General features: G+C 53.4%; 21 protein-coding genes. 16 read left to right on the forward strand and 5 right to left on the reverse strand.

Features of this window, described 5'->3' with window-relative positions:
- The 4 genes from ACTHYN_RS03920 (at position 1) to ACTHYN_RS03935 (ending at position 2,268) form a co-directional block, all read left to right on the forward strand.
- The gene (locus ACTHYN_RS03920; protein WP_441811197.1) at positions 1 to 507 is read left to right on the forward strand and encodes a cytochrome c3 family protein; all 507 of its coding nucleotides are present in this window, start codon (positions 1 to 3) and stop codon (positions 505 to 507) included.
- Between the two features lie 175 nt (positions 508 to 682).
- A complete protein-coding gene (locus tag ACTHYN_RS03925) occupies positions 683 to 1,066 on the forward strand; it encodes a DUF2750 domain-containing protein (RefSeq protein ID WP_441811198.1) in 384 nt (127 codons plus the stop codon).
- A 200-nt stretch (positions 1,067 to 1,266) separates the two neighbouring features.
- Positions 1,267 to 1,446 (forward strand): hypothetical protein, encoded by a 180-nt coding sequence (locus ACTHYN_RS03930; RefSeq protein WP_441811199.1) that lies wholly within the window; start codon positions 1,267 to 1,269, stop codon positions 1,444 to 1,446.
- 123 nt (positions 1,447 to 1,569) lie between these two features.
- Positions 1,570 to 2,268, forward strand: coding sequence for a crotonase/enoyl-CoA hydratase family protein (locus tag ACTHYN_RS03935; protein ID WP_441811200.1), 699 nt, complete (start codon positions 1,570 to 1,572; stop codon positions 2,266 to 2,268).
- On the opposite strand, the gene ACTHYN_RS03940 is transcribed toward ACTHYN_RS03935, so the two are convergent.
- The gene (locus ACTHYN_RS03940; RefSeq protein ID WP_441811201.1) at positions 2,265 to 3,113 is read right to left on the reverse strand and encodes a zinc-dependent peptidase; all 849 of its coding nucleotides are present in this window, start codon (positions 3,111 to 3,113) and stop codon (positions 2,265 to 2,267) included. The two genes, ACTHYN_RS03935 and ACTHYN_RS03940, sit on opposite strands and share 4 nt — an antisense overlap.
- 199 nt (positions 3,114 to 3,312) lie before the next feature.
- Here ACTHYN_RS03940 and ACTHYN_RS03945 point away from each other — a divergent pair, with 199 nt between their 5' ends.
- The 4 genes from ACTHYN_RS03945 (at position 3,313) to ACTHYN_RS03960 (ending at position 8,897) form a co-directional block, all read left to right on the forward strand.
- A complete protein-coding gene (locus ACTHYN_RS03945; RefSeq protein WP_441811202.1) occupies positions 3,313 to 3,513 on the forward strand; it encodes a DUF1656 domain-containing protein in 201 nt (66 codons plus the stop codon).
- 9 nt (positions 3,514 to 3,522) lie between these two features.
- Positions 3,523 to 4,395 carry an efflux RND transporter periplasmic adaptor subunit gene (locus ACTHYN_RS03950; protein ID WP_441811203.1) on the forward strand — a complete coding sequence of 291 codons (873 nt, stop codon included), beginning with the start codon at positions 3,523 to 3,525 and terminating at the stop codon, positions 4,393 to 4,395.
- A 13-nt stretch (positions 4,396 to 4,408) separates the two neighbouring features.
- Positions 4,409 to 6,508 carry an FUSC family protein gene (locus tag ACTHYN_RS03955; RefSeq protein ID WP_441811204.1) on the forward strand — a complete coding sequence of 700 codons (2,100 nt, stop codon included), beginning with the start codon at positions 4,409 to 4,411 and terminating at the stop codon, positions 6,506 to 6,508.
- Between the two features lie 253 nt (positions 6,509 to 6,761).
- Positions 6,762 to 8,897 carry a TonB-dependent receptor gene (locus ACTHYN_RS03960; RefSeq protein WP_441811205.1) on the forward strand — a complete coding sequence of 712 codons (2,136 nt, stop codon included), beginning with the start codon at positions 6,762 to 6,764 and terminating at the stop codon, positions 8,895 to 8,897.
- A 58-nt stretch (positions 8,898 to 8,955) separates the two neighbouring features.
- On the opposite strand, the gene ACTHYN_RS03965 is transcribed toward ACTHYN_RS03960, so the two are convergent.
- From ACTHYN_RS03965 to ACTHYN_RS03975, 3 genes are read right to left on the reverse strand one after another with little or no spacing between them, the layout of a single operon-like run.
- Positions 8,956 to 9,996 carry a FecCD family ABC transporter permease gene (locus tag ACTHYN_RS03965; RefSeq protein WP_441811206.1) on the reverse strand — a complete coding sequence of 347 codons (1,041 nt, stop codon included), beginning with the start codon at positions 9,994 to 9,996 and terminating at the stop codon, positions 8,956 to 8,958.
- Entirely contained in the window at positions 9,993 to 10,991 is a 999-nt protein-coding gene (locus ACTHYN_RS03970) for a FecCD family ABC transporter permease (RefSeq protein WP_441811231.1), read from the reverse strand. Before ACTHYN_RS03970 ends, ACTHYN_RS03965 begins: the two co-directional genes overlap by 4 nt.
- The gene (locus ACTHYN_RS03975) at positions 10,991 to 11,812 is read right to left on the reverse strand and encodes an ABC transporter substrate-binding protein (protein ID WP_441811207.1); all 822 of its coding nucleotides are present in this window, start codon (positions 11,810 to 11,812) and stop codon (positions 10,991 to 10,993) included. The genes ACTHYN_RS03970 and ACTHYN_RS03975 overlap by 1 nt, the downstream gene beginning before the upstream one ends.
- A 287-nt stretch (positions 11,813 to 12,099) precedes the next feature.
- On the opposite strand from ACTHYN_RS03975, the gene ACTHYN_RS03980 reads away from it, so the two are divergent.
- From ACTHYN_RS03980 to ACTHYN_RS04005, 6 genes are all read left to right on the forward strand, one after another.
- Positions 12,100 to 12,951: an ABC transporter ATP-binding protein gene (locus ACTHYN_RS03980; protein WP_441811208.1), complete on the forward strand. Its 852-nt coding sequence runs from the start codon at positions 12,100 to 12,102 to the stop codon at positions 12,949 to 12,951.
- Between the two features lie 17 nt (positions 12,952 to 12,968).
- Entirely contained in the window at positions 12,969 to 13,910 is a 942-nt protein-coding gene (locus ACTHYN_RS03985) for a sucrase ferredoxin (protein ID WP_441811232.1), read from the forward strand.
- 81 nt (positions 13,911 to 13,991) lie between these two features.
- The gene (locus ACTHYN_RS03990) at positions 13,992 to 15,248 is read left to right on the forward strand and encodes a dicarboxylate/amino acid:cation symporter (protein WP_441811209.1); all 1,257 of its coding nucleotides are present in this window, start codon (positions 13,992 to 13,994) and stop codon (positions 15,246 to 15,248) included.
- Positions 15,249 to 15,305: 57 nt separating this feature from the next.
- The gene (locus ACTHYN_RS03995; RefSeq protein ID WP_441811210.1) at positions 15,306 to 15,671 is read left to right on the forward strand and encodes a thiol-disulfide oxidoreductase DCC family protein; all 366 of its coding nucleotides are present in this window, start codon (positions 15,306 to 15,308) and stop codon (positions 15,669 to 15,671) included.
- A gap of 37 nt (positions 15,672 to 15,708) precedes the next feature.
- Positions 15,709 to 16,149 carry a MaoC family dehydratase gene (locus tag ACTHYN_RS04000; protein WP_441811211.1) on the forward strand — a complete coding sequence of 147 codons (441 nt, stop codon included), beginning with the start codon at positions 15,709 to 15,711 and terminating at the stop codon, positions 16,147 to 16,149.
- Positions 16,150 to 16,232: 83 nt separating this feature from the next.
- On the forward strand, positions 16,233 to 16,907 hold the full coding sequence (locus ACTHYN_RS04005) for a spermidine synthase (protein ID WP_441811212.1): 675 nt from the start codon (positions 16,233 to 16,235) through the stop codon (positions 16,905 to 16,907).
- A gap of 3 nt (positions 16,908 to 16,910) precedes the next feature.
- On the opposite strand, the gene ACTHYN_RS04010 is transcribed toward ACTHYN_RS04005, so the two are convergent.
- Positions 16,911 to 17,765 carry a PA4780 family RIO1-like protein kinase gene (locus ACTHYN_RS04010; protein ID WP_441811213.1) on the reverse strand — a complete coding sequence of 285 codons (855 nt, stop codon included), beginning with the start codon at positions 17,763 to 17,765 and terminating at the stop codon, positions 16,911 to 16,913.
- A 223-nt stretch (positions 17,766 to 17,988) separates the two neighbouring features.
- On the opposite strand from ACTHYN_RS04010, the gene efpL reads away from it, so the two are divergent.
- Together efpL and ACTHYN_RS04020 are read left to right on the forward strand one after the other, a co-directional pair.
- The gene (efpL, locus tag ACTHYN_RS04015) at positions 17,989 to 18,555 is read left to right on the forward strand and encodes an elongation factor P-like protein EfpL (protein WP_441811214.1); all 567 of its coding nucleotides are present in this window, start codon (positions 17,989 to 17,991) and stop codon (positions 18,553 to 18,555) included.
- Between the two features lie 18 nt (positions 18,556 to 18,573).
- Complete coding sequence (locus ACTHYN_RS04020; protein WP_441811215.1) at positions 18,574 to 19,752, forward strand: YbfB/YjiJ family MFS transporter; 1,179 nt, start codon at positions 18,574 to 18,576, stop codon at positions 19,750 to 19,752.
- Positions 19,753 to 19,781 lie beyond the last annotated feature (29 nt).

Below are 19,781 nucleotides of genomic sequence, written 5' to 3' on the forward strand. Positions count from 1 at the left end.
ATGACTTCCACCACGCGTATCCTGCTTTATAGCCTCATGCTCGCTGTGTGTCTGGGGGCGATTTTGCTAATGACCGGCAAGTGGCAGCCCACCGCAAATCCGGCGCCGCTCTCTCAGGGACATGCCACTCTCGAATGCGACGAATGTCATCTTGGTGTCAATAGCAGTCAGGCGCCGCTGAACGCCAGTTGCCGGGGTTGCCATGACAAGGTGCTCGGCGAGCGCCGTGCGCATTCAACCGCGTATCTGGACATTGTGGGTCGCCGTGATTTTCCCAGGCATATTCAGCCGGATGGCTGTCTGGACTGCCATAATGGCCACGTTCGTGCCGGCGACAACTTTGCCAGTGCCATGCCCACAGATCAGTGCAGGCTTTGCCATGCAGATCTCGTTAAGAAAGATGATTATCATCAGGGGCTTGATTTTAGTACCTGCGTGAGTTGTCATCAGTACCATAGGCGCACGCTGCGTCCACCCATGCCGCGCCAAGCGGCGCCAGAATACTGATATGGATATGCATTACAGGAACCGGCCCAGCAGGTTGATCTGGGCTTTTGTAAAAAAAGGGCCTGGAAGCATTACTCGTTCTGCTTGGCGTGGGCCTTGCCTGGATCTATCGAAAGGCGCAACGTGCAAGTGTTCAGACTCCTTAAGCCTCATTTATTAACCAGAGATCCAGATTATGAGTGATGAGCAGTTAACAAGTGTGCTCGAATTGAGCGGCGAAGAGCGGTACGACTATTTTCTGAGTGAAGTGCTGGAGGAGCGGGAAATCTGGATACTGATCAATTCCGAGAACCGCTTCCTGTCAATCGTGTCAGAAGAGGATGGCGTGGCTCATCTGCCGGTCTGGCCTAGCTCGGAATTTGCTGTTGCATACGCCAAAGGGGCGGGCGACTTAACAACAAAAAGCATTTCCCTGCCGGATTTTTTCAGGAAATGGGTGCCGGGCCTTTCGAAAGATGGACTGCATATTGGCGTATTCCCGGGGCTTGATAAAACCGTGTGGATAACCGAACCCGGCGAACTGAAGGAAGACCTGCAAGATGAGCTGTCTAGCTTTTAGAGTGGCATGGTGTCGGGTGGTTAGTAATTAACCTGGTCAGTTAACGGTCACATTTGCCGAACGCCCGTTTTAACTGGCCTGAGTATGCTTGTCCCGCGCCTTTTCACAAAGTTATCCACAGATTCCCGGGATAACTTACATGCAGGAGTGCATGGACGTGTCTGGCCAGCTCAGTGAATTGTTTTTAAAGGAGTTTCGCTATGTCGACATTGCTGATTATCCTTGCCGTTCTGTTTCTTGCGCTGATCGTTATACTGCCTCTGATTGAAAAATATGCACCGAAAGGTGAAGCACGTAACGACGGCAACCTGACAAGGTTCATTTTTCCACTGGTGGCCTTGTTGATCGTGGTGCAACTGATTTGGTATTACTTTTCCTGAGAGGGCTTGTTCGTCTGCCTTCTTTGCTCTTCTCAAAAGAATTCCATCTATGATTTGTGGCAGCTTGAATAAACTGGCAAAGTTCTGCGCATTCAGCCCCAACTACACCAAGAGGATATGCCGGTGACAAACTTAGTAGACTACACATTGAACGATGGTGTCGCGACAATCGTCATGAACAACGGCAAGGCGAATGCCTTGAGTCACGATGTGTTTGAAGCGTTGAATAAGGCGCTCGATCAAGCTGAGCAAGACAAGGCCGTTGTGATTCTGACAGGACAACCAGGCGTTTTCTCTGGGGGCTATGATCTCAAGGAAATGCAGAAGGGCATGAATGAAGCCACCGCACTGGTCACAGTAGGCTCAAGGTTTACTCGCCGCCTGGCGGCCTTTCCCTTTCCGGTCATTGGCGCATGCAGCGGCCACGCCATTGCTAAGGGCGCCTTTATCATGCTGTCTGTGGACTACCGCGTGGGCATTGAGGGTAGCTTCAAACTTGGCCTGAACGAAGTGGCCATCGGCATGACTATGCACCATGCGGGCATAGAGATCGCTCGGCACCGGCTGGCACCTGCCCATTTCTATCGCTCGGTCATCAATGCTGAAATTTATAATCCTGAAGGCGCCGTGGCAGCGGGCTTTCTGGATGAAGTGGTGGCACCAGAGCAGCTAATAAGTCGTGCGACCGAACTGGCTCAGGGTTTTCGGAAACTGAGCCTGAAAGCACATGCCCAGACCAAGTTGAAGGCCAAGGCCGGATACCTTGAGCTATTGGATAGCTGCATCGAGAAGGACTCGCAGAACCTGGGTCTGACGTCTTAACAGGCAGGTTTGGTGGGTTGGCCGCGGGTTAACTCGCCAGGATTTATTCTGTAAAAGTCGCTAAGCAGGTGATACACAGCCGGCTGCTGTTCTTTCAAATGCTGTGGTTGTTGATAAAAGGTTTCCGTTAGCACCGCAAAAAACTCAGCCGGTTTTGTAGCCCCGTAAGGATCGAGCCAGCTTTTTCGGTGGTGCCTCAGTGAGTGCCGGAGGTCGTCGTAGGCAATGGTCATGGTTTGCTGCCATTCTTTGGCGTGCTCCCCGCTTAGCGGCGGTGCTCCGTCTGCGGTTCCGTCCAGGTAGTCAAGCTGGTGGGCAAACTCGTGGAGGATCACGTTGTGGGTACTCTCGGGGTTTATCGCCCCGCTTTCACATTCCGACCAGGCCAGCACCACTTGCCCCAATGTTGACGCTTCACCCGCGCGAACCTGATCGCTGACACCCACAACCATGCCATCCCGCTCCGATGCCTGCACCCGGTAGACCTCCGGATATACAAGGATGCTGCGTACGTCGTCGAAATCGGAGTACGATCTTTTGAGAATCAGTAGGCAGGCGTGTCCGGCGATGGCCACCCGAACGCGATCAGTCATCTCAAACCCATCGCACCCATAGAAGTTCTTTTCTGAGAGAAACAGCTGAACCTGTCTTTCCAGCGTTTGCTGAAGCTGTGCCGGCAGTCGGCGGTAAAGGGGAACAGTTGCTTGAAGGTGTTTTTTCCAGATTTTCGGGAAGGGCTGTTTTAGTTCCCGGTCTCTGCGCCAGGCGCGATAGAAAAACAGATAAAAAACGGCCAATGCGATGAAGACAACGGCGAAGACTGCAAATACACTTACTGAGGACATTGTCTTAAACTCGCTTCATGCGTATGTACAGTCGGTTTGCTGTAATCTCAAACGTTTGATGTTTGGCCAGCGCCCACTAAAGCCGATAATGAAACCCTTACGCGGTTAGCATACGCTAGTTGGTCAGTCGCTTAAATCGCACTTATCATCGAAACCGAATCGAAAGTAACGACGGCATAGCAGCAATATTAAGGATGACATGCTTCACGAGATGAGTATTGGTGGAATGTTGTTCAGCCCGTTTGTGGTGCTGGTGCCGGTGGCGTTTATTCTGGCTGCCGCTACGCGCCTGTGTTTGCATTATTCCGGGCTTCGCCACTATATCTGGAAAGAGGCTTGGTTCGACGTGGCCGTGTTCATCTGCTATCTGGCAGCTATTGTGTATTTGTTTGGGGATTAAAGGGCTTTCATGGGAAAACTGCTACGTATTGGCCTGACATTGCTAGTGGTGACTGCCGCTGTTGTCGCTGGCACCTGGGTCTGGGATCACTATCTTTATTCCCCATGGACCCGGGATGGCCGAGTCCGGGCGGATATTATAACGATAGCCCCGGATGTGTCTGGCTGGGTGACCGATTTGAGTGTGAAAAATAACCAATCGGTGAGTAGGGGCGATCCTCTTTTCACCGTTGACGATGCGCGCTACCAGGCAGAGCTTGCTGAAAGACAGGCCAGGCTAGCCCAGGCTCGCGCCGAGTGGAATCTCGCCAGGCATCAATATGAGCGTCGGCAGAGGATGTCTGACCGCCAGACAATCAGTGAGGAAAGCCTGGAGGCTTATGGCATTCGCGCGGAGTCTGCCAAGGCCAGCTACCAGTTAGCAAAGGCCGAGTTAAGCTCGGCGCGTATTGACCTTGAGCGAACAAAGATTCTGGCGCCGGAAAACGGCACAGTAAACAACCTTACACTGGAACAAGGGAATTACGTCGCGCGCGGATCTGCCGTGCTGTCTTTGATCAGGAAAGACTCTTTTTATGTAACGGCCTATTTCGAAGAAACCAAGCTGCAATTGGTGCGGGTAGGGCAAAAGGCCCGAGTCACACTGGTGTCTGGCGGTGAGGAACTTACCGGCGAAGTGGTCAGCATTGCCCGCGGTATCTCAGATCCGAATACCAGTAGCGACAGCCAAATGTTACCCCAGGTACAACAGGCCTTTAACTGGGTTCGGCTTGCTCAGCGAATTCCGGTGGATATTGCGCTTGACCCGCTTCCGGAAGACGTAAACATCAGCGCTGGCATGACGGCTTCTGTATATCTGGAAGCTGATCCGGAAGCCGACTGACGGAGTTGCGACCATGACACTCCACCCGCTGCTAGCCCAGCTGCTCATGCCTAACAGGCGCGCAGTTATATTTGCCCTGAAAGGGGTGATATCCATGGCGCTGGCTTTGGCTGTGTCTATGTACCTGCAGCTTGATCGCCCATATTGGGCGCTGGTCTCTGCTGTTTTTCTACAGATTCGGCCGGAAAGCGGACTGGTTATCGAGAAAGCCCTTTGCCAGATTTTTGGCTCAGCAGTGGGTGGCGGCGTGGGGATTGTGATTCTCGCTTTGTTTATGCCATATCCTGTGCTGGCTCTGGGCTGCCTGATCCTTTGGATCGGCTTGAATGCCGCCGCTTCTTCCATGGTGCATAACACCAACTTTATCTATGCTTTTGCCATGTCGGGAATGACTGCCGGCCTGGTGGTGATACTGGTGATGGCAACCCCCAGTGGGGCAAACAGCCAGGCCGTGTTTGATGTTGCGCAGTCCCGTATCAGCGAAATCACCGTGGGCGCTCTCTGTGCCATGTTGGTGAGCCAGCTATTGTGGCCGATAACGGTTAAAGACGGCCTTCGCAACCACTCTCGCAATGTGATTAACAAAACCCTTGAATACCTGTCGTTGGAACTGGACCCGGCCAGCACACATAAACAGCGACACCAGCACGCGGATGAGATTCTGGAAACGTTGGTTGTGCTCAACGACGACTCCAGTGCCGTGGCCTATGAGGGCCCGGAAGGGCCAGGGCGTAGCAGGGCCGCACATCTATTGTGCAACAAGGTGTTATCGTTGCTGGCGGTGATACAGATTATGGGACGCTTCCCCCGTAACCATCCGGAACTGGTCTCGCCGGCATTCAGTGAACTACTGTCGGATATGCGCGCTCACTTCATTAAAATTGCCGAAGCCGACAGCTATGATGGCTCGTACCAGCAGGCTCAGGCTCTGAGGCGAGCATTGTTGGCGCATAAAGCGGCCTATGTGAATGAGGCGGCCATCGTGATCCGCCTAACCCACACAGCGGTGGAGCTTGTGGCCGATCTGGTGATGGTATTGAGGGCCTATAACGCACTTGAAAACCGCGACCAGACCTTGCTGAAAGCCTCTAGGTTGAAAACCCATCAGGACCCATTGATTGGCGCTGTTAACGGGTTCCGCACCGCCCTTGTATTCATGATCGGGAGCGCAGTGTGGCTGTATACCGGCAGCCAGGCAGCCATTATGTTGATGATTATGCCCGTGGTGTTTTCGGTGATGTTTGCCCGCTTTTCTCTGGTGTTGCTGACGTTTATATTGCGGCGTTTGCTGCTTGGGGTGGTGGTAGCAATCCCGGTTGCATTGTTTTTCGGATTGGGCTTGTTGTCGAGAAGCAGTGGCGACTTCGAAATGCTGATATTGGTACTGGCCGGACCCTACTTTATTGGCTTGTTGGCGCTCGCAGACCGACCAACTCTGCCTTACGGTTTGGGCTTCTGTATTCCGTTCACGCTTATTGTCCAGCCCAGCAACAGTATGACGTTCAGTATGGAGTATGCGACCAGTAATGCCCTGGGGTTGTTTGTGGGCATCAGTATTCTGTATTGGGTGTTCAAATTAATCACGCCGCTAGACGGCCCGTTTATGCAACGGCGACTGCTTAAGGCCACAGCCCGTGATCTCATAAGTATCGATTATAAACGCCGGCCAGAGAACTGGTTTAATGGACGCATGGGGGAACGGCTATTGCGTCTTTCGAACTATGATCGCGGCTCCGGCAGTCCCAATCGCTACATGACGGATCTGGGCTTTACCGGGCTGAATATTGGCCACATGTCTATCCGCTTGCGGCGCCGTATTAAGAACCATCGCAGCGTTGTGGTGGATGAAAAACTGGGAGAGTGGCAGCAGGTACTGGCGGATACCTATCTGATGAGCGCTCGTGGCGATATGAATTCCGAGTTTCGGGTGGTTAGCAAGCAACTGCTGGCAGCCATTCAGGCAGCGAAATCTTCCGATACTCAAATAGCAAACATTGAGGGGATGTTTGAGCGTATGGCGCTGACGTTTGAGCGCACAGCCGAAACGGTTTCAGACGCCAATAGCCCCACGCCCGCAGGTAAGCAAGCGGTAGCGTCGGCGCCAACCTCCTGATCGCCGTGGCCTTTTAGGCAAGTAGGGTGGTGTTTCCACAGCTTTTTCGTCAGTTGTGCCCACCTGGCGTATACTTGGGCCTGGTCTCGGTGGCTGTTGATCAGCCTTTGGCAGGTGTGCAAAAGCTGACCGGTCTCACTTGCAGATCTAAGTGGTAGTGATTATCATCCTCGATCAAAACTGTAGTCCTTCTGGTGATTTCACCATTGTGGATTACGCAAGATATCGTTTGATGATAAGGAACAACACACCCATGCCTGCTGTGCCAAAGCCACGGTTTCTCTGGTTGGCGCCGGTCATTTCCGGAGCTTTCTTTCCCTCAGTCGCTTTTTCCGATACGGACTCAGTGGCAGCCACAAACGAAACACTGGCGCCAATTGTGGTATCAGCGACGCGAAACAAGAGTGTTCGGGGCGAGACACCCCAAAAAGTCACGATTATTTCCCGGGAAGATATTGAGCAGCAGCTTGCGATCACCAATGATCCTGGTCAGGTTCTTAGTAATCTGATTCCTTCCTATTCTCCAAGCCGCCAAAAAATGTCGAATGCGGGAGAAACATTTCGAGGGCGATCTGCCCAGTTTCTGATTGACGGTGTACCTCAGTCAAACCCGCTTAGAGACAGCGCCCGCGCCAGCTACACCATCGATCTGAGCATGGTCGAACGTATAGAGGTTATCTACGGTGCCAGTGCTGAGCACGGCCTGGGCGCGACTGGTGGCATTATCAATTTTGTTACCAAAAGGCCGGAGTCCGGTACGTTCAAGCAGTCTGTCGGTGTAGAAATGGTGACAGATGATGATGTTCAGTCTGATGGCCTTGGCTACAAGCTGAACTATCAACTAAGCGGGCAAAAAGGCGACTGGGATTATCTTGCCGGTGCCACCATCCAGGAGCGTGGCGTTTTCTATGATGGCAACGATGACCTAGTTGGGATCGCCTACCCGGGTGAAATTCAGAACTCGTCCAGCTACGACGTTCTGGCAAAGCTTGGCTACTGGATTGACGACGAGCAGAGCGTTGAGTTTTTTGTGAATCGCTTTGAACTCGAAGGCAACGGCGACTATGTGCCGGTGCCCGGCGATCGGGATGCCGGTGTTCCGACAACAGCGGAAAAGGGGGCACCGATCGGTGATCCGGGGTACAACGAGGTAACGACCGCGCGCCTATCCTACTCACATGGCGATTGGCTGGGAAATCAGGTAGACGCCCAGCTGTACAGTCAGACCTTTCGTGCCCGGTTTGCGACTACCCCCTATTTTCCCTACCTGGCTGATAGCGGCAATACGCTGTATGACCAGACCCGCAATGAGTCCGATAAGATTGGCGGAAAATTCACGCTCGTTCGAGGCGGGTTGTTCAATGATCGGTTGACACTGACAACTGGCCTTGATGTGCTTCAGGACGAAACCAAGCAGGTTCTTACTCACACTGGGCGTACTTACGTTCCGAAATCGCAGTTTCGGAACTATGCCGTGTTTTTGCAGGGGGATGTCGTTATCACTGACGATCTGACTTTTCATACCGGTGCGCGTCATGAGTATGCAGAGCTGAAAGTAGACACCTACCAGACGATTGACCGAAGTAATGTAACCCAGGATAACGTAACCGTAGGTGGGGGCAGCCCTGATTTCGAAGAGACCCTGTTTAATGCGGGTCTTGTGTATAACGTGACTGACTGGGCGCAGCTTTACGGCAATTATTCCGAAGGTTTCGGTATGCCGGATGTTGGCCGTGTATTGCGTGGCATCGGCGATCCCGGCCAGGATATCGATACCCTTCTTACCCTGGTGCCTATTGTAACCGACAACCGTGAAGTCGGCGCACGCTTCGACTGGGATCGATATAACCTGGAGGTTAGCTATTACGAATCCTATTCAGACTTTGGTGAACGGCTGAGCTTCGATTCGGGGAGCGGAGTCTGGGTTGGTAATCGGGAAAAAACCGAGATCAAGGGTGTGGAAGTCAGCGGTGAAATGCGTGTTACCGATGCACACGAGCTGACAATGAGTTATACCCATGCAAAAGGAAAATCGGATACTACAGGAGATGGCTCTGTTGATACAGAACTAACCGGTTTGAGTATTGCTCCAGACACCTTGCGTGCTGGCTGGAACAGTGCTTGGTCGAAGCGGTTAAGCTCGCGTTTGCAAGTGTCTCATTATCGCGATCGCAGCACCGATGATCCTGAGCTCGATTTTAATGGCTATACACTGCTGGATGCATCCGTTGCATACCGTTTACCGAAAGGGCGCCTCAGCCTGGGCATCGAAAACCTCACAGACAAGGACTACATCACATACTACTCTCAAGCGGCGAGGGTGAGTGATGAGTACTACTTTACTGGGCGTGGGCGCTCGGTGAGTCTTGGCTACACCGTCGATTTCTAAGTAAAGGCCGCAAGGAACCATGTCTCGCCAAATTCGTTTTTGGTTGGCGAGACATGTGTCAGCGCTTCATTCGATAGAGCTGATAAACGAAGTAGGGTGCGCCAATACAGGCAACGAACACGCCGGCCGGCAGATCTCTCGGGGCAAATCCGATCCGACCGATGAGATCCGCATAAAGCAGTATCAGCGCTCCTACCATTGCGGCAATAATAGCGAGCCCTGTTGCGCCCGAACGGCTTAGGTTGCGGGCCATATGCGGTGCTACCAGGCCTATAAAACTCAGCCCTCCTGCAAAAGCAACCGCTGAGCCCGCCAGTGCGACGGCCGATAGAAGCAAAACGAACCGATTTAGGTTTAGCGCGCTACCAAGACTTGTGGCCATATCATCTCCCATGGCCATAATATCCAAATGACGAGCCCGGCTGACAGCCAGCGGCAGAAAAATTGCCAGCCATGGCAGTAGCCCAAAAATATCCCCCCATTGCGCAGCATATAAACTGCCTGTTAACCACAGGTACGCATTCATGGCAGGTGTGTCCGGACTCATAACGATCATCAGCGTAATAAGCGCACCCATAGCCGAAGCCATACCAATACCAACGAGAACAAGCTGCCCGGGTGTCACGTGTTTTAGCCATGCGAGTGAGAGAATGGTCAGTGCCACCGCAAACGCGCCCGCTATGGCTGATACCGGTAGTAACGGGCTGCCTTGCGCCACGCCGCCGATGGTTAGCAGGAAGACAGCTGCAGCTGAGGCGCCGCTGGTAATGCCGATGACGTCGGGTGATGCAAGTGGGTTGCGCACCAAACCCTGTAGCAACAGGCCGGCGACGCCGAGCGCTGCACCGACCAAAACCGCCAGGAGAATGCGTGGCAGGCGTATCTCCCGAACGATCAATGTCATATCACTCTCGCCAGGTGCTATTAACGCCTGCAATACATCCGTTGGAGAAGTCGTGTGACTACCCAGGCACAATGAAATAAAAACACTGGCAAGCAGGATGGCGCCCAGTACAGCAACGATTTTGACGGTGTGTCGGGAAAGTCGCAGAGCCAGACGCTCGTTCGGCGTTCTCAGTACAATCGTGTTTTCGTTCACAGTGATTGGCTCCTGCGGCTGGCAAGATAGAGAAACAGGGGCGCTCCGAGTAGTGCGGTCATGACTCCGACAGGAACTTCCTCCGGAGGTATAACAAATCGAGCAGCGGTATCGGCGATGAGCAGCAGGGCGGCACCGAGCAGAGTACAGGCAGGCAGCAGCCAGCGGTGGTCACGACCAAACAGAGCTCGGGCAATGTGGGGCACTATTAGGCCGATGAAGCCAATCATGCCTGCCAGGGCAACGGAGGCACCAGAAAGAGTAACCACAACAAGCCCAGCGAATAGTCTGACCAGCCCTGTTCGCTGGCCCAGGGCACGAACGACCTCATCGTCCAGTGACAGGATATTGAGCTGACGGGTTAGCAGTACACAAATTAGTGCCGCACCTAAGAATAGAGGCATCAATGGCCACAGGCTATCCAGACTGCGTCCTGAGACCGAACCGGCGAGCCAAAAAATCAGGCTGCCAAACCGCTCTTGATTGACCACCAGCAGCCCTTGGGCAAACGAAACGCACAGGGCCGTTATTGCTACGCCTGCAAGCACTGTGCGCAGGGGCGAACTCCCTGAGCCGCGTTCGTAGCCCAAAAAATAAACCATACTGGCAGCTGTTGCCGCGCCAAGAAAGGCAGCCCAGATCAATGATAAAGGCATGTTCCCAGTAAAATAGGCAGCGCTGATTACGACGAACAGCATGGCGCCAGCGTTAATGCCCAAAATGCCCGGGGAGGCGAGGGCATTTCGTGTCAGGGACTGCATAAGGGCGCCCGACACAGCCAGGCTGGCACCTACCAGCACTGCAATCATTGCCCGTGGAAGCCGCTCAGTCATAATGACGAGATGGCTGGTTAAGGAAGGATCATAGGCCGTAAGCGTATGTGCCAGCGTATCGAATGATGTTGAAGATTGCCCCAAAGCGAGGCTGCTGGCAAAGCTGGCTAAAACCAACAGAAGCGCAAAGAGCAAGCCTGCAAGCTTGCTTGCTGGTGATATCAGCATTGGCAACAACCCTTCGTTGACTCTTCTGGTTCTTGTGGTTTCAAGCTGTAGTGAGCGTAAAGCTCGTCCAGCAATTTGTTGGCCGCGATATAACCCCCGCCCAGGTTCCATGTCACAGCATTGACCCGAAAAATTTGATTCGTTTGCGCTGCTTTTAGTTGTTGCCAGAGTGGATGCTGAGTCCACTTGCGGTAGGTCTCCATGACGGAGGGGTTGGAATCAACCATAAAGAAGAAAATGGCGTCGGCGTCCATGGCAGGAATGCTTTCCTGGCTGGTTAGATTGATACCCCAGCCTGGGTTCCTTTGCGAAGCGGGCCGGGTAAAGCCAAGCTCGTCCAAAACCGAGCGAGCAAACCCACTGTAGTAAATCCGGGCACTTGGCCCCCGGAAGCGTATGACCGAGACCTCCTGTGGCCAGTCCAGGCCTGCCCGGGTGGCCATCTTTTTGCGAAAGTCTGCCACGCGAAGCTGCCAGCAGGACAACAGTTGTTCTGCCTCGCTTTGGCGACCTGCAGCCTCGCCAATCACTTTAAGCAGTGATTTGAAATCGAAAAGTTTTTCAGCAATAACTGTAGGTGCTATGCGTGACAGTAAGGGGGCTATCAGCTGATGCCGGCCTCGCTCTCCGATAATGAGATCTGGCTTTAGCAGCGCAATGGTTTCCAAATCAGGTTGGGTTTCAAGGCCCAGATATTTAACTTGTTGAAAATATGGGCGCAAGTAGTGATACATGGGCTGTTCAGACCAGGACTCAACAACCCCTACTGGCTCCAAGCCAAGGGCTACAGCGGTATCGGTGGCCCCCTGAAACAACGTAACAATCCGTTGTGGATGATGCTGGTCCAACTGCTCAGGCGGTGATGCCAGAGTTGCTGATGCTCCCTCGAGAAATAGCACGATGAAAATAATAAACGCGTGCACTGATACAAGAAAGAGAGCAGGGCAAGAGTGTCGGTTCGCAGGAAGAAGGAGCGGCATGGAGACTTGAGTTTGTGCTCGGCAAATTGATAATGAGAATGATAAATAATACCATCAATGCCCGTTTGGTTTCGATAATGCCTATTTAATTTTGATAGCACCCATGGATTTCGATTGTACCTATGCCAGCGTTCCCGATAACAGATACGACATGCCGCCTGGAAGGCAAGAGCTTGAATGTTGCCTATAGCGATAAGTTGATCCTTCAGAATGTTGATTTTCAAGTCGAGGATGGCAAGGTGACGATTCTGCTTGGGCCTAATGGTAGCGGGAAATCCACATTGCTGAAGACGCTGGCTCGCACGATTGAGCCCGGTGAGGGCCAAGTCGTGCTGGACGGCCACTCTATCCACCGGCAGTCGACGCGTTCTGTCGCTCGCCGCCTTGGCATGCTTCCTCAAAGTTCTGCTGCGCCAGAAGGGTTAACGGTTAGAGAGCTGGTCAGTCTTGGTCGCTTTCCTTACCAATCGCTCTGGAGGCAGTGGTCAAAACGGGATGAGGTTGCTGTCACTGAGGCAATGTATACGGCGGATGTTACTGAGTTTGCGGATCGCTCGGTCGACTCGCTTTCCGGTGGACAGCGACAGCGTTGTTGGATTGCCATGGTGTTGGCGCAGGAAACGGATTTAATCCTGCTGGATGAACCTACGACCTTTCTGGATTTAAAGGTTCAGGTGGATCTTCTGGAGTTGCTGGTTAACCTCGCTCACCAGAAAGGGCGAACACTGTTGATTGTGCTCCATGACCTGAATTTGGCGGCCACGTATGCCGATACCATCGTGATGTTGCGTGCGGGTAAAATCGAGCACGTAGGTTCCCCCGAACAGGTATTCACCGCCGCCAACCTGAAACAGGTATTCGAACTGGACAGCCATATCATTTCTGATCCGCACAGTGGTAGACCCGTTTGTATCCCCAAAACAGGTCGCGCTATGCATACGACTGAGCCGCTGAGTCAGCAAGCGGTTTCATAGGGAGAATTACGGTGGGTATGAAGCCTGTGGCTGCCCGTTTATTTTGTACTGTAGAAAGTGAGCAGGCCGGTGATCCTCTGGCGGGCACTGGTGCACATGCACAGCGCAATCTGTTGATCAGCTGGCCCAGTGGAAAATGGATGCGCAGCCTGCGCAGGGCTAGAGATATGTCCGAAAACTTGATCAGCCGAATTGAAGCCACGGTTGAGGCAGGTCGTCGGGTTAATCTCATACACCGTGAACAGCAGCCAGCCGAGCAGCATCGGGTTTTCCTTATGCCCGAGAACCTGCAAATAGAACTACCGCGAGACCAGCTGCCGGTTTTTCTGGATGCTTTGAATCGTGGCGCGTCGCTTGATCCCTGGCTTCCGGTACCAAATGCCAGCCCTCTTATTCTGTGTTGTACTCATGGCAAGAAAGATAAATGTTGCGCTAAGTTTGGCAATGCTACGTTCAAGACTCTGGTTCAGGCTGTGAACGAAGGTGGTTATAACTTTGATGTCTGGCAGAGTTCTCACCTTGGCGGGTGCCGCCTGGCTGCCAGTGTTATGGTGTTCCCTGCGCACCGAAAATATGGCCGCATTGGGCCGGATGAAGTTGTGCCGTTTCTCGAATCAGAGTCAGAAAACCGTGTTTATTTGCCCTGTTACCGTGGTAATTCAGCGTTGGAGCCTGCCGGGCAATGCGCTGAAATTGCTGTGCTTCAGTGGCTTGGTGAACAGGGGTATGTAGCGCATGCACGTGTTGGCTCTATGGTACCGGGCATTTCAGGCAAGACCGTTACGGCTGAGGTGCACTGGGACGCAGGAAGGTTAGCGGGTTCGTTTAAGGTCCAGTGTGCGGCAACAACGGTGATGCGTTACGATACCTGCGCGGATATAACGCCAAGTGGCCCCAGTGAGAGCACTGTCTGGGTTGCAAAGGAGATAGTTCCGGTCAGCGGTTTACCCATCGGTTGATTTCCACCACACTCTGCGCCATCCCGAATCAGGAAATCATATTATGCCATCGTGTGCGCCCGTCTCATTGGAGGTAATCTGGTGAGAACTCTCTTTCATAAGTATCTGAATACCTCCCTGATTCTGCGTGTAAGCGTTGCACTGGTGCTTGGCGTGGTCGTGGGCATGATAGGTGGGCAACAAGTCGCGGACTGGCTGGCGCCCTTTGGCGAGTTGCTGCTGCGCCTGCTCAAGTTTCTGATTGTGCCTATCGTGCTATTTACCCTCATGGTGGGCATTAACCAGGCGAATATTGGCAGTATGGGGCGTGTCGGGCGTAAGTTATTTGGCTTTTATGTGATGACAACCGCACTGGCCATTGTCGTCGGTCTGGTGATAGCAAGCCTGCTTGAGCCGGGCAGCGGCATGGCGCTGAATGAAAGCGCCGAAGTACACGTGCCGGATAACCCCGGGATTGCGAGTGTGCTGTTGAACATAGTGCCCGACAACATTTTTGCGGCATTTGCCGAATTGAACCTGCTGGGCATCATATTCATTGCCATTGTGTTTGGTATTGCGCTGCTAAAGTTGCGTGAATCTGAAGCGCATGCTGAGCTTGGCGAGCACCTTTACAAAGTTGTTGAAGCACTGAACGAAATCACCCTGAAAGTGATGGCTGGTGTGCTGCAATACGTGCCTGTCGGGGTATTCGCCATTGTAGCCAAAACGGCCGGCGAGCAGGGCATGACTACCATATTGGCACTGGGCGATATGGTCATGGTGCTTTATATCGCACTGGCCGTGCATCTGGTTGTTTACTGTATTTTGATGCGTCTCTATGGTGTGCGTGTGCGGGCATTTTTCCGTGAAGCCCGTACCCCCATGGCCACGGCTTTTGCTACCCAGAGCAGTTCAGGTACCTTGCCGTTAACCCTGGATGCCGCGCGTCGTCTGAACATACCCAAGCGCATCTATGGCTTCAGTCTGCCCCTGGGCGCCACCATCAACATGGACGGTGCGGCAATCCGTATTGCGATTTCTGCGGTGTTTGCAGCCAACGTAGTGGGCATTCCTCTGGACCTGATGACCATGGCGGAAATCGTACTTATCGGTACGCTTACCTCGATAGGCACCGCCGGTGTGCCAGGCGCGGGTATTGTGATGATTGCCACAGTGTTTGCCCAGGTTGGGCTGCCAATCGAGACCGTTGCGTTGCTGGTTTCTATTGATGCGTTGGTTGGCATGGGCGCCACCGGGCTTAATGTGACTGGCGATTTGGTAGCTACTTCGGTAATCGCCCGTAGCGAAAACAAGCGATCAGTGGAGCCAGAGGTTGCCCGTTCTGAGGCTGTCAGTTGAGCGGCGCTGAGTGTGTTACAGTCCCGGTAAGGCTTTGTTCCTGACCGGAGGGCTTTTATGAGACTGAATTCAGGTAAATTGATCGTTTTTTACGATGGTTCCTGCCCTGTTTGTATCAGGGACCGCCGCTGGTATGAAAAACTGGCGGGCAAAACCGGCGAATCGGTTGAGTGGCTGGATATCACCGGCAGGGATGAAGAGTTGCGCCAGCAGGGCGTAGACCCGGAGAAAGCACTCCGAGAACTACATGTGAAGGACGACCAAGGTGAAATTCATCGCGAGATGGACGCCTATATTCTATTGATGTCCCGAGTCCCTGTACTTAAGCCGCTGGCGTGGCTGATCTCTTTGCCGCTGATTCGGCCGTCTCTGGCAAAACTCTACCATTCGTGGGTTGAGCGCCGCCTGGCCGGGCGTACCTGAACCTTTAACTGCCGAGCTGAGCCCCGGAGAACTGTAAGTGACCACTATTCGAGAACAGGCCAGCCGGGGTCTCAAGCAAGGTGATGCGTTTACCATCACCCGAACGTTTACCGAGCGTGACGCCAACGTGTTCGGGGAGATCAGCCGTGACATGAACCCGGTTCACTACGATGAACGCTTCGCAGCCGCCAAGGGCCTGCGCGGTAAAATCTGCCATGGTTTGTTGGTCGGCGGCATGATTACCGAAATAGGTGGGCAGATTGGCTGGCTAGCCTCGGGGATGAATTTTCGGTTCCGTCGGCCCGTCTATTTTGGCGATACCGTTACTTGCGTGTTTACTATTACAGAAGTCGAAGAGCGCAACCGTGCGAAAGCAGAAGCGGTGTTGTGCAACCAGCAGGAAAAGGTTGTTATTAAAGCCTGGCTGACCGGCATACTGCCTGGGCAAACAGAGCGAACTATTCTCGCGCAGACCTGATTTATTCAGCTTCTAAACCCCCAATTCTTAACCCTTAATTATTAACTCTGCCCCCCCCCAGAGTTTCACCTTCAGAGGTTTTTATGGCTCGCTTTGAGTTGCTTGGCACTGCAACCATTCCTGGCAAGGGCACACAGTTGCGCCTGCTTCAGCGCAATGATGAGTTCTCGATCCGAGTGACTGGTATCTCCGGTGAGCTCATGAACACGCGCGTGCACGGCTCGGAGGACGCACTTGCGGCTTTGGCCTGTGAGCGTATTGCGGATCACACGACACCGAAAGTGCTCATTGGCGGGCTGGGCATGGGGTTTACCCTCGCAGCGGCTTTGCAGTCTTTGGGTGAAACAGCGGAAGTGACTGTTGCGGAATTGGTGCCAGAAGTGGCGCAGTGGAACCTTGGGCCTTTAGGCCGTGCATCTGGCTACCCGTTAAAAGATCCTCGCACCAGGGTGTATATTGGCGATGCGGTTCAGCTAATTAAAGATTCGCCAGCCAGTTACGACGCCATTCTGCTGGATATCGACAACGGCCCTGAGGGTCACACGCGCAAAGAAAACGGTTGGCTGTACACATCGGCAGGCATTGAAGCAGCCCGGGAAGCGCTTCGGCCAGACGGTATTTTGGCGTATTGGTCAGCTGGGCAGGCCCCGGCGTTTACTGAACGGCTGAAGCGTGCCGGGCTTACGGCGGAGGCCGTAACGGTGAGGGCTCATCGCCCCGGCAAAGGGGCGAAACACGTTATCTGGCTTGCGTGGTAAGGGCTAGTCCTCGTCGTTATCCAGCAGGCGTTCCTGGCGCTCAAGCTCTTCTTCTTTGGCAGAATCAATAACCGCCATTAGTTCTGCCACATCGGCGCTGTGGGTATCGTGCTCAAAACACCCTGTAAGTTCGCTGTCCGGGTGCAAGTCGCCGCTTTCATACAAAGCCCAGATTTCCTTGCCATAGTCGGTAACCAGCAGATCGGGCGCGTATTTGCCAAAATAGCGGCGCATGTTGTCCACATCCCGCTCAAGCATGCGCTCGGCGTTATTGTTGCCGGCAGCGTTCACGGCCTGGGGCAAGTCGATGATCACCGGGCCGTCGTTTTCCACCAGCACGTTAAACTCCGACAAGTCGCCGTGGATCAGTCCCGCACTGAGCATCCGGACAATCTCTTTGATTACCCGGCCGTGGTAATCTCTGGCCTGCTCTGCAGGCAGGCTGACGTCGTCCAGCCGTGGCGCAGCCTTGCCATCCGCATCGGCAATCATTTCCATGAGCAACACTCCATCTACGAAGCCCATGGGCTCTGGTACGCGCACGCCCGCTCTGGCCAGGCGGTACAGGGCGTCTACTTCGGCATTGAGCCAGGCATTTTCCTGCTCCTTTTGGCCGTAGCGGGTTTTTTTGCTCATGGCGCGGGCGCGGCGGCTGTTGCGTACCTTTCTGCCTTCCTGATATTCAACGGCCTGTTTGAAGCTCCGCTTTTTCGCTTCTTTGAACACCTTTGCGCAGCAAACCTGGTCGCCACATTGCACCACGTAAACCTGCGCCTCTTTGCCGCTCATAAGCTGGTAAAGCACTTCGTCGATCATGCCGTCGTCGACAAGGGGTTGTAATCTCTTGGGTACTTTCATAAAACCTTTCAGTTTAGCTGTAAATGGCGCATAGCTTACATCAAATGGCTTTTTCTTATATGAATCCCGTTAAAGCGCCAAGAAGCTTTTTGCTGAATGGCCTATAGTACTCACTCGCCCTGTTACTGCAGGGCAAGTATGCGGGTAGAGTTGCTCGTGTGAAACACACTGGCGCATACCCAGCATGGACGCGTTTACGGTATTGTTTTGGAGCTTTATAAAGATGCCTAGAGCAAGTGAAATCAAGAAGAATTCTGCGGTTGAATATCAGGATCGAGTGTATTTTGTCAGGGATATCGACCGTTCGGTGCCTCAGGGTCGTGCCGGCGGCAGCCTTTATCGCATGCGCATGTACGATGTGGTAACGGGCAACAAAATTGATGAAACGTTCAAAGATTCGGATATGCTGAATCTTGCCGACCTTGAGCGCAGGCCGGCGACTTTCTCCTATTCTGATGGTGATGAATACGTTTTTATGGATAGCGAGGACTTCACCCAGTACAGCCTGAACCGGGAAGCTATTGCAGACGAACTGCTGTTCATCACCGAAGACACCCAGGGCGTTGTGGTTATTTTAGTCAGTGAAGCACCGGTCGCGCTTGCACTGCCGCAAACGGTAGAGCTGGAAATTGTTGAAACGGATCCGTCTGTTAAAGGTGGTTCCGCAACCGCTCGTACCAAGCCGGCTAACTTGTCCACTGGGCTGATTATCCAGGTGCCTGAGCATATTTCTACCGGTGATCGCATTAAGATCAACGTAGAAGAACGAAAGTTCTTAAGCCGGGCCTAGCCCGAGGTAAGGAGGCCCATGATAACAAAGGAGACCGCCAAGGTATTGGTTGCCAGCGTGATCGCGGTTGTGGTCACGGTGGGCATCGCCCGGTTCTCATACACACCGATGATTCCCGAGATGGTAGAAGCGCTTGGGTTGAGTCAGTCGGTGATTGGCATGTTGGCCACGGTGAATTACGCCGGCTACCTTACCGGCGCGCTCCTGATTACTCGAATCAGTGATCTCGGCCTCAAGGTAAAGCTGTATCAGCTGGGCCTTGTTGTGGCGGTGGTCTCCACCGTTCTCATGGGATACACCACCAATCTCTGGCTTTGGTATCCACTGCGCTTCATTTCCGGGCTGAGCACCTCAACCGGGATGTTGCTCGGTGCTGGCCTGTTGATGAGTTGGCTCATTAAGAATAACCAAAAATCCGAGCTAGGCGTGTTCTTCTCGGGGATAGGGTTGGGTATTGTGCTGACGGCCGTTCTGGCAGAGCTGATTCGCGATGCGTTTACCTGGGATCAACAATGGGTGATCTACGGTCTGGCAGCGCTGGTACTCTTGATACCTATATGGCGCTGGATGCCGGATTATCGCGCCTGTGCTATGCCGAAAACCGGCAGTTCAAATGCCGGGGATGACCGAAGCCGGTTTATCCTGATGCTGCAGTTGGCCTACTTTTGTGCCGGTGTTGGCTATGTGGTCACGGCGACTTTTCTCGTGGCTATTGCCGAATCCATGCCCGAACTCAGTGGCCAGGGTTGGCTTATCTGGCTCATTGCCGGCCTGGCAGCTACACCTGCCTGCTGGCTGTGGGATGTGTTCACCCGCCGTTGGGGGCAATGGACAGCGCTCTATCTTGCCTACACACTCAATTCCGTAAGTATTCTGATGCTGATCCTCAATACTAGTATGGTCAGCGTTATGCTAAGTGCGATTATTTATGGCGCCAGCTTCATTGGTATTGTCAGTATGATGTTGGCAATGGTGGGGCGAGTATTCCCTGAAAACCCTTCCCGCCCCATGAGCCGACTTACTTTCAGCTACGGCATTGCCCAGATGCTAGCGCCTGCTGTGGTGGGCTACCTGGCAGATGTGGAGGGTAATTACACTAATGGTCTTTGGCTCACTCTGGTGGTGATGGCGCTGGGAGTGGTGGTGATTTATTTTGCCCGTGGAGTTAAAGGTAGGGAGGCGGAGACTGCCTTATGAGTCGCTTAGCTGATGCCCAACCACTGATT

It is taken from the genome of Marinobacter sp. (assembly GCF_052091845.1).
GTDB lineage: Bacteria > Pseudomonadota > Gammaproteobacteria > Pseudomonadales > Oleiphilaceae > Marinobacter.

What these genes read in the sequence shown, in the direction of transcription:
- ACTHYN_RS03930 (WP_441811199.1), top strand. Translation starts at nt 1,267, where the DNA reads ATGTCGACATTGCTGATTATCCTTGCCGTTCTGTTTCTTGCGCTGATC.
- ACTHYN_RS04020 (WP_441811215.1), top strand. Translation starts at nt 18,574, where the DNA reads ATGATAACAAAGGAGACCGCCAAGGTATTGGTTGCCAGCGTGATCGCG.
- ACTHYN_RS04005 (WP_441811212.1), top strand. Translation starts at nt 16,233, where the DNA reads ATGGCTCGCTTTGAGTTGCTTGGCACTGCAACCATTCCTGGCAAGGGC.
- efpL (WP_441811214.1), top strand. Translation starts at nt 17,989, where the DNA reads ATGCCTAGAGCAAGTGAAATCAAGAAGAATTCTGCGGTTGAATATCAG.
- ACTHYN_RS03940 (WP_441811201.1), bottom strand. Translation starts at nt 3,113, where the DNA reads ATGTCCTCAGTAAGTGTATTTGCAGTCTTCGCCGTTGTCTTCATCGCA.
- ACTHYN_RS03960 (WP_441811205.1), top strand. Translation starts at nt 6,762, where the DNA reads ATGCCTGCTGTGCCAAAGCCACGGTTTCTCTGGTTGGCGCCGGTCATT.
- ACTHYN_RS03925 (WP_441811198.1), top strand. Translation starts at nt 683, where the DNA reads ATGAGTGATGAGCAGTTAACAAGTGTGCTCGAATTGAGCGGCGAAGAG.
- ACTHYN_RS03945 (WP_441811202.1), top strand. Translation starts at nt 3,313, where the DNA reads ATGCTTCACGAGATGAGTATTGGTGGAATGTTGTTCAGCCCGTTTGTG.
- ACTHYN_RS03955 (WP_441811204.1), top strand. Translation starts at nt 4,409, where the DNA reads ATGACACTCCACCCGCTGCTAGCCCAGCTGCTCATGCCTAACAGGCGC.
- ACTHYN_RS03920 (WP_441811197.1), top strand. Translation starts at nt 1, where the DNA reads ATGACTTCCACCACGCGTATCCTGCTTTATAGCCTCATGCTCGCTGTG.
- ACTHYN_RS03995 (WP_441811210.1), top strand. Translation starts at nt 15,306, where the DNA reads ATGAGACTGAATTCAGGTAAATTGATCGTTTTTTACGATGGTTCCTGC.
- ACTHYN_RS03985 (WP_441811232.1), top strand. Translation starts at nt 12,969, where the DNA reads ATGAAGCCTGTGGCTGCCCGTTTATTTTGTACTGTAGAAAGTGAGCAG.
- ACTHYN_RS04010 (WP_441811213.1), bottom strand. Translation starts at nt 17,765, where the DNA reads ATGAAAGTACCCAAGAGATTACAACCCCTTGTCGACGACGGCATGATC.
- ACTHYN_RS03950 (WP_441811203.1), top strand. Translation starts at nt 3,523, where the DNA reads ATGGGAAAACTGCTACGTATTGGCCTGACATTGCTAGTGGTGACTGCC.
- ACTHYN_RS03980 (WP_441811208.1), top strand. Translation starts at nt 12,100, where the DNA reads ATGCCAGCGTTCCCGATAACAGATACGACATGCCGCCTGGAAGGCAAG.